At 70.4% G+C, this 9814-nt stretch carries 7 protein-coding genes and 1 pseudogene; 3 read left to right on the top strand and 5 right to left on the bottom strand.

Going from position 1 to position 9814, the window contains the following annotated elements:
- Nucleotides 1-1013, bottom strand: a pseudogene (locus ACSEEN_RS09190) (acyl-CoA dehydrogenase family protein); the annotation flags it as partial.
- Between the two features lie 220 nt (nt 1014-1233).
- A complete protein-coding gene (gene sfnG / locus ACSEEN_RS09185; protein WP_247867662.1) occupies nt 1234-2409 on the bottom strand; it encodes a dimethylsulfone monooxygenase SfnG in 1176 nt (391 codons plus the stop codon).
- 275 nt (nt 2410-2684) lie between these two features.
- Here sfnG and ACSEEN_RS09180 point away from each other — a divergent pair, with 275 nt between their 5' ends.
- Genes ACSEEN_RS09180 through ACSEEN_RS09170 form a run of 3 tightly spaced genes read left to right on the top strand, consistent with a single transcriptional unit; the run spans nt 2685 to nt 5332 of the window.
- Complete coding sequence (locus ACSEEN_RS09180) at nt 2685-3110, top strand: hypothetical protein (RefSeq protein ID WP_440713001.1); 426 nt, start codon at nt 2685-2687, stop codon at nt 3108-3110.
- Between the two features lie 30 nt (nt 3111-3140).
- Nucleotides 3141-4016 carry a lipase family protein gene (locus ACSEEN_RS09175; protein WP_371307909.1) on the top strand — a complete coding sequence of 292 codons (876 nt, stop codon included), beginning with the start codon at nt 3141-3143 and terminating at the stop codon, nt 4014-4016.
- On the top strand, nt 4016-5332 hold the full coding sequence (locus ACSEEN_RS09170; protein ID WP_440713000.1) for a hypothetical protein: 1317 nt from the start codon (nt 4016-4018) through the stop codon (nt 5330-5332). Before ACSEEN_RS09175 ends, ACSEEN_RS09170 begins: the two co-directional genes overlap by 1 nt.
- Here the strand turns inward: ACSEEN_RS09170 and ACSEEN_RS09165 are convergent.
- The 3 genes from ACSEEN_RS09165 to ACSEEN_RS09155 all read right to left on the bottom strand — a co-directional run bounded on the left by ACSEEN_RS09165 (nt 5301) and on the right by ACSEEN_RS09155 (nt 9742).
- The gene (locus ACSEEN_RS09165) at nt 5301-6479 is read right to left on the bottom strand and encodes a substrate-binding domain-containing protein (RefSeq protein ID WP_440712999.1); all 1179 of its coding nucleotides are present in this window, start codon (nt 6477-6479) and stop codon (nt 5301-5303) included. The genes ACSEEN_RS09170 and ACSEEN_RS09165 overlap by 32 nt on opposite strands.
- Before the next feature lie 153 nt (nt 6480-6632).
- On the bottom strand, nt 6633-8804 hold the full coding sequence (locus ACSEEN_RS09160; protein WP_440712998.1) for a malate synthase G: 2172 nt from the start codon (nt 8802-8804) through the stop codon (nt 6633-6635).
- Nucleotides 8801-9742 carry a 3-methyladenine DNA glycosylase gene (locus ACSEEN_RS09155; RefSeq protein WP_247867671.1) on the bottom strand — a complete coding sequence of 314 codons (942 nt, stop codon included), beginning with the start codon at nt 9740-9742 and terminating at the stop codon, nt 8801-8803. Before ACSEEN_RS09155 ends, ACSEEN_RS09160 begins: the two co-directional genes overlap by 4 nt.
- Between the last annotated feature and the right edge of the window lie 72 nt (nt 9743-9814).

The raw sequence follows: 9814 nt of genomic DNA, 5'->3' as shown, positions 1-9814 counted from the left end.
CTCTCCCCTCCCCCCCCCCCCGCCTCTGCGCGGCCTTCCGCGGTGAGGGCTTCGCCGGTGTCGAGCGCCGCCTGGAGGGCGTCGCCCGCACGATCGGCGAGCAGGGCCGCGGCGGTGACCTGCGCCTGCAGTTCGCCGACCAGCTCGAGGATGTACGGATCGTCCGACGCCGACTCCAGGCCGGAGGTCTCCCAGGCGGCGGCGTGCAGACGGGTCCAGTCCAGCGCTTCCTCCAGCGCGCCCTGCGCGGTGCCGATGTAGAAGTCCACGAAGGCGAGCTGCCAGTGCGGGGTGACGAGCTGCTGATACGGCGACAGTTCACGACCGGTCAGCGGGTCGGCGCCGAGGATCTGGTCGCGCGTCACCGGGGTGTCGCGGAACTCGACGCCGCCGGAGTCGGTGAGACGCTGGCCGATGTTGTCCCAGTCGCCGAGCGGCGTGAATCCGTCGAGACCGGCCGGCAGCGACAGGAACACCAGGTCGCCCTCGAAGGCCGCGGTGACCGACAGCTGGTCGGCGACGCTCGCGCCCGACGCGAAGGTGCGCCGCCCGTTCAGGAGGAAGCCGTCGCCGTCCCGGGTGAGCTCGAGCCCGGCGCCGCCGCGCGGATTCTGCACGCCGCCCCAGAAGAGCTTCTCCTCGGCGTTCCGGCGGGACAGCGCCTCGGCCTGCTCGGGGGTGCCGAACAGGTGCGGAATGCGCTGCTGCGCGTAGTGGTAGCCGAGCAGGTGGGCGATGGAGGTGTCGCCGCGGGCGATGCGGCGGGTGATCTGCTGCGCCTGCGCGTAGTTCAGGCCGTCGCCGCCGAATTCGACGGGCTCGCCGACCTGGAGCAGGTCGTGGGTGCGGAGCAGATCGATCTCGGCGAGGGGCGCGGCGTTGGCTCGGTCGCGCTCGGCGGCCGTCGCCCGCAGTTCGGCGGCGACCAGGTCGGCGCGGCGCAGGGCGTCGGCGAAGCGGGTGGAATCGTCGTCGGTGAGGGCGCCGTCGGGACGGTGCTCGGTGGTGGTCATGCTGGGTGGGTTCCTTTGCGGTGCAGGGGGTTTCGGAGTTGTCTAGATGGTCGTTTCGACACGGCCGGGCCCTGGCGGGCCCGTCCGGCTCAACGGGCGGTGGGGGCGTTTCGACTCGGCCGGGCCGGGGGACAGCAGCAGCCCGCCCCGCCGGTCGAGCCGCTAGGCGAGACCGTGTCGAAACGGCCGCAGTACGGGATCGCCCTCGGTGAGTAGCGGTTCACGCGAGGACCCCGTGGCGGGCCAGTTCGGACTCCAGCCGGCCGCTCGCGGCGAGGTCGGCCTCGATCTCGCGGACCAGCGGCAGGATCTTCTCGCCGAAGTAGGCGACGTCCTCCAGGTAGTGCAGGAAGCCGAGGAGGAAGAGGTTCACGCCGCGCGTCTTGTAGGCGACGATCCGCTCGGCGATCTGCTCGGGCGTGCCGATCAGACCGGTACGGAAACCGTCGTTGTACTGGACCAGGTCGGCGAACTCGGAGTCCTGCCACATGCCCTTGCCGTCCGACGCCGAGCGGCCGGCCTGCTTCACGGCCGAACCGAAACCGGCGACCGCCTCGCGGTCGGCCTTGTCGACGATCTCGCGAAGCACGTCGCGGGCCTCGCGCTCGGTGTCCCGGGCGATCAGGAAGCCGTTGAGACCGAACTTGACGGTCCGATCGTGCAGCGCCGCTTCGGTATTCACGTCGATCACCTGCTCGGTGATCCCATCGAAGTCCTTGCCGTTGGAGAAGTACCAGTCCGAGACGCGCCCGGCCATCGCCCGGGCCGCGGTCGAATTGCCACCCTGGAAGATCTCCGGATGGCTCCGGCCCGGAACCTCCACCGGCTTCGGCTTGAGGTCGAAGTCGTGCAGCCGGTAGAAGTCGCCGCGGTACTCGGCGTGCTCGCTGGTCCAGATCTCCCGCAGATAGCCGATGAACTCCTCGGCGCGACGGTAGCGCTCGTCGTGCTCCAGCCAGGGCTCGCCGAGCTTGGTGAATTCGTCCTTGAACCAGCCGCTGACCACGTTGACCGCGGCGCGGCCGCCGGAGAGCTGATCGGCGGTGGCGATGAGCTTGGCCAGCACGCCCGGCTGCCAGAGACCGGGGTGGACCGCCGCGATCACCTTGAGTCGCTGCGTCGCCAGCAGCAGCGCGAGCGAGAAGCTGGTCGACTCGTGCTGGTAGGCGGCGCCGTACGACGCGATGTAGCGCACCTGGGTGAGGGCGTAGTCGAAGCCGTTGTTCTCGGCGAGGACCGCCAGCTCGCGGTTGTAGTCGTAGCTCCAGTCGGTGCGCTGTTCGATGGTCGAGACCACCAGCCCGCCGCTGACATTGGGCACCCAGTAGGCGAACTGGAGCGGCTGATGGGCGGCTTCGAGCCGGCTCTCGGCGGTGCGGGACGCGTTCTCGGGCATGACGGAGTGGACCTCCTTGAGGTCTTGAATCGGTGGATCGGTTGCGGCCCTTGTGGTTTCGGGCGCCGCTGCGGTGTCTGAAACGAGTCTGCGCTCCGGCGCCGGAAAGATCGATGGTTGCGCGCACCGTGCGCGCAACCCGTTCGGGTCGCGGTGCCGAACGGTGCTGTGCACGAACGACGAGTGACGGGGAGGGCGACGCACTAGGGTGTGGTCTATCTCCGAGGCGGTGCCGCTGGGACCCCCACGGGCGCATCTCCACAGAAGGGGAAGGCATGGCCTCTCGCAGGACTCAGATCGTGATCGCCCTGCTCGCCGCGATCGTCAGCGGCGGCGTGCTGTTCGGTACCGCGCCGCCGTCGTCGCTGGTCGACGCGCCCATCAACGCGGAATCGCAGAAGCAGGGCGGTGAGTTCGACACCCTCGTCACGCCCGAACTCACCCGCTTCTACGACACCCCGCTGCCGCCCGGCGCCAAGATCGGGCAGCTCGTCGCGGCGGAGCCGGTCGACGGTGTGCCGGCCGGCGTCAAGGCGTACCGGATCATCTACGTCTCCACCGATCTGCAAGGCCGCAAGATCCCGGTGTCCGGGTTGTACGCGGCGCCGGCCGGCCCGTCGGCGAGCGGGTATCCGCTGGTCTCCTTCGCGCACGGCACGCTCGGCGTCGGACGCCCGTGCGGGATCAGCCAGACACCGTAGCAGCCCGGCACCCCCGCGTACACGGCCTGGATGCCGCACATCAAGCCCCTCGTCGACGCGGGGCTGGCGGTCGTCGCCTCGGACTACTCGGGCATGGGTGCCCCGGGACCGTCGTCGTACCTGGTCGGACCGCTGGAAGGCCGCGGCGTCCTCGACGCGATGCGCGCGGTGGAGAATCCGTCGCCGATGATCGGCGACATCCCCGTCGACAAGAACAAGCTGGCCGTCTACGGCAAGTCGCAGGGCGGCGAGGCGGCGAACAGCGCGCTCGAGATCGCGCCCGAGTACGCGCCGGAGCTGAAGATCGGCAGCGGTGTGCTCCTGGCGCCCGGCTACACCCCGCCCATCCGCGGGATCCTCGACGCGGTCGCCAGCAACCCGACCAGCACCAAGCAGAACATGTTCGTCCTGCTCATCGCCAAGTCGTACGCGGAGAGCTACCCGGACATCGTCAAGCTCGACGAGATCCTCAGTCCCGAGGGCATGGAGAAGGCCAAGCTGCTCGACGGCTACTGCGGCCAGAACCTGATCGACCGCGTGTCCGACGTGCCGCTCACCAAGCTGATCAACACGCCGGTCCCGGGGAATCTGATCCGCGCCATGAGCAAGGGCATGCCGGGGACCAAGCGGATCGGTGTCCCGATCGCGTTCTGGCAGGGACTGAAGGACACCACGATCATTCCGCAGTTCACCCATGCACAGGTGATGACCCAGTGCGCTCTGGGCACCACGACGTTCTACGTGCGGTATCCCGAGGACGACCACGGGTCGATGAACTATCAGGCGCGGACGCGCGACCCGAACGCCATCGAGTACATGAAGAACATCTGGGCCGGGAAACCGGCGCCGGACAACTGCGCCAACCAGTTGCTCGGCACCGTCGGCACCGCGACCGGGGTGAACTGATGAACCGGGACATCGCGCTGGAAGCCTCGCTGGCCGTCGCCGTCGGTCTGCTGATCGTCACCTGGGCGGCGTTCCGGAGTACCGGGGCGCCGACCGCCGGGGCCATGCGCCGCGGTGGGATGGCCGTGGTCCTCGTGTATGCCGTGCTGGCCGTTCCGCTCCTCGCGTCGAGCGGACTGGCGCTGGCCGGGCTCGCGGTACTGGTCGTCGTGATCGCGCTCGCCTTCGCGGCCGGCGTGGTCGCGCTGCGCCGGTCGATCGGCGACGACGGCCGCCCGCGTCCGGAGACCGCCGGCGAACGATACGCGCGGTGCGCGGTCTCGGTCGGCATGACCGCTGTGCTGCTCATCGCCGCCGCGCAGACGCTCTCCCTGCTGAGCCGGCTGGATCCGCGGATCATCGTCCTCGCGCTCACCGTGGTCGCGGGCTGGCTCGTCGTGGCCCAGGGACTCGCCGCCACGCACCGCATCTGGTCGACGGCCATGTGGTTCATGATCGTGCCGGTGGTCGCGTCCCTCGCGATCGGCTTCTATCTCGGCGGCCCCGGTGTGGTCGCCGACCCGATCCGGCTGGTCGACGGAGTCTCCGCCGCCTCCGCGGTCGGTCTCGCGGTGGTGCTGGTCGTCCTGGGCTGGGCCGACGGCGCGCTGCGCACCAGCGCGCTGCTGGGCTCCTGGTCGCGTCCGCGCGTCCTCGGCGGTGCGCTCGGAGTGGTGATCCTGATCGTCCTCGGCCTGCTGATGCTGCTCGGCGGTGCGATCCTGGTGCCGTCGATGGAGTTCTTCACCGTCCCCGCGAACCTCGACATGCTGCCGGGCCTGGCCGGCGTGGTGCTGGCGGTCCTCACCGTCGTGTTCACCGCGCTCATCGCGCACACGCTGTCCGCCGCGGCGGGCGCGGTGGGGGTGACCTCGCCCGCGGACGCACCCGCCGCGGACGACCACCGCCAGCCCGCTTCCGCCCTCGCACTGCCCGCCGAGTGGGTCCTCGGCGCTGCGATCGTGGCGGCGGCGCTCGCCCTGATCGACGTCGGCGCACCGGTCCTGCTGCTGTGCACCGCCCTGGTCGCGGCGGCCGTGACGGGCGCGCAGCTGGCGGGCCCGCGCATCGGCGCGCCGGGCGTGACCGTCGGCATCGCGGTGGCCGTCGTCGCGGCGATCGTCCTGGCCGCGACCGGTCAGCGGGAGATCGGCTGGTGGACCAGCCTCGCGATCGTCGTGACCGCCGCCGCGGCGTTCGCGGCGGCCCGGCTGACCGCCCCCGCGGCGAGCGACCCCGAAACGGTCAGCGGCCAGGCACCGCGGACGGCAGGATGATCCGGTTGAGGTCCACCGTGGCGGCCGGTTCCGGAACCGGCAGCGCGGTGCCGACCTCGCCGAACGTCACCGTCGCGGTGCCGGCGGGCAGCGGCCCGGCGCCACGGAAGCCGGTCTGCGTCAGGATCTTCATCTCTTCCGGCTTGCGCGCGAAGGTGAAGAACTCCGCGGCTGCGGCCGCCATCGCGTCGGACACGCCGTCGCCACCGAGCATGATCACCGGGTAGTCGGCGACCGGCGTCGGGCCGGACGGCGCCACCACGGCGACCTTCGCCTTCGCATCGCCCTTGGTCAGCAGGTACAGGCGCTGCTCGCTGATCGGGACCGCCCGCACCTTGGCGTCGGCGGGATCTCGGGTGTCGGCGATCGCGCGCACCGCGGCCTCGGCGGTGCCGTCGCCGACGCGCGGCGGCGCGGACATCAGCTCGTGCATCGCGGCGACCACGGGTTCGGAGCGGGCCTGCGCCGCGGTCAGGGGACCGGTGGCCTCCGCGGTGACCGCGGCGACCGCCTGAGCGGCGAGCGCGGTGGCGTCGGACTCGGCGCCGGTGGGCATCGCCATCCGCAACGACCCCCAGCTGCTGTGTCCGAAGGCGCGCAGGGCGTTGTCGCGGGTCAGCGAGGGGAGGTCGCCCCACGCGATCTTGCCCTTCGCCTCCCTGGCGAGCTCGGGCTCCATCGCGAGCCGGATCGGGGAGCTGACCAGTGAGTCCGGGGTTCCGGCCAGGAGTGACGGGTTCGCGGTGGCGAGCGCGGCCGACCAGACGGACGACTCGGGCACCCAGGCGGCCGGGTACAGACCATGCGCCTGCGCATCCCACTTCGGGGCGGTGAGACCTTCGAGCATCGCCCCGGCGTCGACCGGCCGGACGTCGACGCTCACGCAGTAGTCGCGGATCACCGGCCGGGCCGCGTTGAAGGTCGTCGCGATCTCCTGCAGCGCCGGGGCGACGGCCGGGTCGGCGGCGATCGGCAGGTGCGCGTCGCCCGACAGGCACGATGCGGCCTTGGTGCTGCCGTCGTCGATCCGGTCGCCGTATTGATTCCACGCCACGATCAGCGCGACGACGAGAATGATGCCGAGCAGCCCGGCGAGCAATGGCCGGCTGAACAGTTGGCGAGTCCGCCCGCTCCCGTGTGTACCCACACGTCACCCCTTTGTTGTCGTGGACGTCCCCCTCGTCTCTATCACACCCGCGGCGGGCGGACGGTGCGGCTCACCGCGACACGGCCGGCCCCGCCTCACGCACCGAGCCCGGACCCGCGCGGGGTCCGGGCTCGGCGCGCGGCTACGCCTGGATCAGGCGTTCGCGGCCTTGTACTCGCGGCGCGCGGCGTGCAGCAGAGGCTCGGTGTAGCCGCTCGGCTGCACCGCACCCTGCAGGATCAGCGCCTTGGCGGCCTGGAACGCGATGTTCGAATCGAAGTCCGGGGCCATCGGCCGGTAGTCCGGGTCGCCGGCGTTCTGCCGGTCGACGACGGGGGCCATCCGCTCGAGCGCGGCGACGATCTCGTCCTCGGTCACGATGCCGTGCGCCAGCCAGTTGGCCAGCAGCTGGCTGGAGATCCGCAGGGTGGCGCGGTCCTCCATCAGGGCGACGTCGTGGATGTCGGGCACCTTGGAGCAGCCGACGCCGTGGTCGATCCAGCGGACCACGTAGCCGAGGATCGACTGGCAGTTGTTGTCCAGCTCCTCGCGCTTCTCCTCATCGCTCCAGTTCGGGTCGGCGGCGAGCGGGATGGTGAGGATCTCCTCGATGGTCTTCGGGTCGCGCTTGGCGATCTCGTCCTGGCGCTCGAAGACGTCCACCTCGTGGTAGTGCAGCGCGTGCAGGGTCGCGGCGGTCGGCGACGGCACCCACGCGGTGTTGGCGCCGGCCATCGGGTGACCGATCTTCTGCTCGAGCATGTCGTGCATCAGATCCGGCATGGCCCACATGCCCTTGCCGATCTGCGCCTTGTGCTGGAGGCCGGCGGCCAGACCGGTGTCGACGTTCCAGTCCTCGTAGGCGTTGATCCAGGTCTGCTGCTTCATGTCGGCCTTGCGGACCATCGGCCCGGCCTTCATCGAGGTGTGGATCTCGTCGCCGGTGCGGTCGAGGAAGCCGGTGTTGATGAACACCACGCGCTCGGAGGCGGCGTTGATCGCGGCCTTCAGGTTGGCGGTGGTCCGGCGCTCCTCGTCCATGATGCCGACCTTGAGGGTGTTGCGGGGCAGGCCGAGGACGTCCTCGACGCGGCCGAACAGCTCCGAGGTGAAGGCCACCTCGTCGGGACCGTGCATCTTCGGCTTCACGATGTAGATCGAGCCGGTCCGCGAGTTCTGCAGCCCCTCGGCGCTCATGCCGTGGATACCGATCGCCGAGGTGACCAGCGCGTCCAGGATGCCCTCCGGGACCTCGTTGCCGTCGGCGTCGAGGATGGCCGGGTTGGTCATCAGGTGGCCGACGTTGCGGACGAACAGCAGCGAGCGGCCGTGCAGCTCCACTGGCTGCCCGTCGCGCCCGGTGTAGACGCGGTTCGGGTTCAGCACACGGGTGAAGGTCTTGCCGCCCTTGGTGACCTCCTCGGCCAGGTCGCCCTTGTTCAGGCCGAGCCAGTTGGTGTAGCCGAGGACCTTGTCGTCGGCGTCGACCGCGGCGACCGAGTCCTCGAAGTCCATGATCGTGGTGACCGCGGACTCCAGTTCGACGTCCTTGACTCCGGCCTTGTCGGTGGAACCGATGGGGGAGTTCGGGTCGAAGAGGATGTCGATGTGCAGGCCGTGGTGGCGCAGCAGGATCGACGACGGCGCCAGCGCGTCGCCGGTGTAGCCGATGAACGCGTCCGGATCGGCGAACGTGGTGACCTCGGTGTCGTCGCCGAGAACCACATCGACCTTGTCGCCGTCGACGACGTACTTGGTGGCGTCGGCGTGGCTGCCGTTCTCCAGCGGGACCGCCTGGTCGAGGAAGGCCTTGGCGAAGGCGATCACCTTGTCGCCGCGGACCTTGTTGTACGACGAGCCCTTCTCGGCCCCGTCGGTCTCCGGGATGGCGTCGGTGCCGTACAGCGCGTCGTACAGCGATCCCCAGCGGGCGTTCGACGCGTTCAGCGCGAAGCGCGCGTTGAGCACCGGGACCACCAGCTGCGGGCCCGCGGTGTCGGTGATCTCGACGTCGACGTTCGAGGTGGTGATCTGGAAGTCGGCGGGCGGCTCGACGAGGTAGCCGATCTCCTTCAGGAACGCCAGGTAGGTGTCCTGGTCGACGGCACCCGGGTTCGCGGTATGCCACGCGTCGAGCTTGGCCTGGAGCTCGTCGCGGACGGCGAGCAGTTCACGGTTGCGCGGCGCGAGGTCGTTGATGACGCCCGCGGCACCGGCCCAGAAGGCATCGGGGTCTACACCGGTGCCCGGCAGCGCCTGGTCGTTCACGAAGTCGTACAGCACCTTCGCGACCTGCAATCCATGGACGTTGACGCGTTCGGTCATGGCAACCCTTCTGTCGGCCGTGTTCTTGACACCGCCATCCTACTAGGCGCCTGGTGAAAGGTACTTTCCGGTAGGAGGTGACGGCAGACACCGCGGACCCGTTCCCGCAGTTCCGCGCCGCGCCGGGCGAGGGCGGTCTGGCGGCGGACGTAGTCCGCCCGGCCCGCGGGAGTCTCGATGGGCACCGCGCGGTAGCCGAGCGACGACAGGTCGTACGGGCTGGCCTCCATATCGAGAGTGCGGGCGTCCAGGGCCAGTGCGAACGACGCGGCCAGCAGTTCGCCGTCGACCAGCGGCCCCAGTTTCAGGCAGTGCCGGTACAGGTCCATGGTCGCGTGCAGGCAGCCGGGCTGTTCGTGGTCGCGCTGGGTGTCCCGGGACAGGGCGGTCGCGTTGCGGCCCACCGCCTCCGGGGTGAAGAAGCGGAATGCGTCGTAGTGGGTACAGCGCAGCGGCATCGACTCGACGACGGCGTCGGTGCCCGCGGCGCCGAGCCGCAACGGCAGCGGATGCCGCGTGTCGGTGTCCCGGTAGACCATCGCCCACTCGTGCAGGCCGAAACAGCCGAAGCGGGCGGGCCGCGACGCGGTGGCCCCGGTGAGTCCGGCGATCGCGCCGATCAGCGAGGCACGGGCGTCGCGGAACTCCCCGGTCACGGCCACCGTGCCGTCGTCGCGGCGGGCGTAACCGGCCAGCGTCAGATACTCGTCGCCGTGCTCCAGGGCCGTCCCGAACCCGGGATGCCAGCGGGTCACCTGGATCGGCCGCGCCGAGTAGTAGGTGAACAGGAAGTCGATCACCGGGTGTTTGATGCCGCGCTTCCGGCCGGCCAGGTAGGGCCCGATCAGGGCGTCGACGCGGGCGGCGTGGGCCGCGGCCCGGGCACGCCAGACGGGCTCGGGCAGCGTGTCGGGGGTCGTTTCGACACGGTTCGTCACTTCGTTCCTCACCGGCTCAACGGGCTATCCGGGATTTCGTTACTTCGTTCCTCACCGGCGGGGCGGGCTATC

Source organism: Gordonia marina (genome assembly GCF_052036135.1).
GTDB lineage: Bacteria > Actinomycetota > Actinomycetes > Mycobacteriales > Mycobacteriaceae > Gordonia.
Note: the sequence above shows the minus strand (reverse complement) of the source record. Positions and strands in the feature narration are given on the sequence as shown.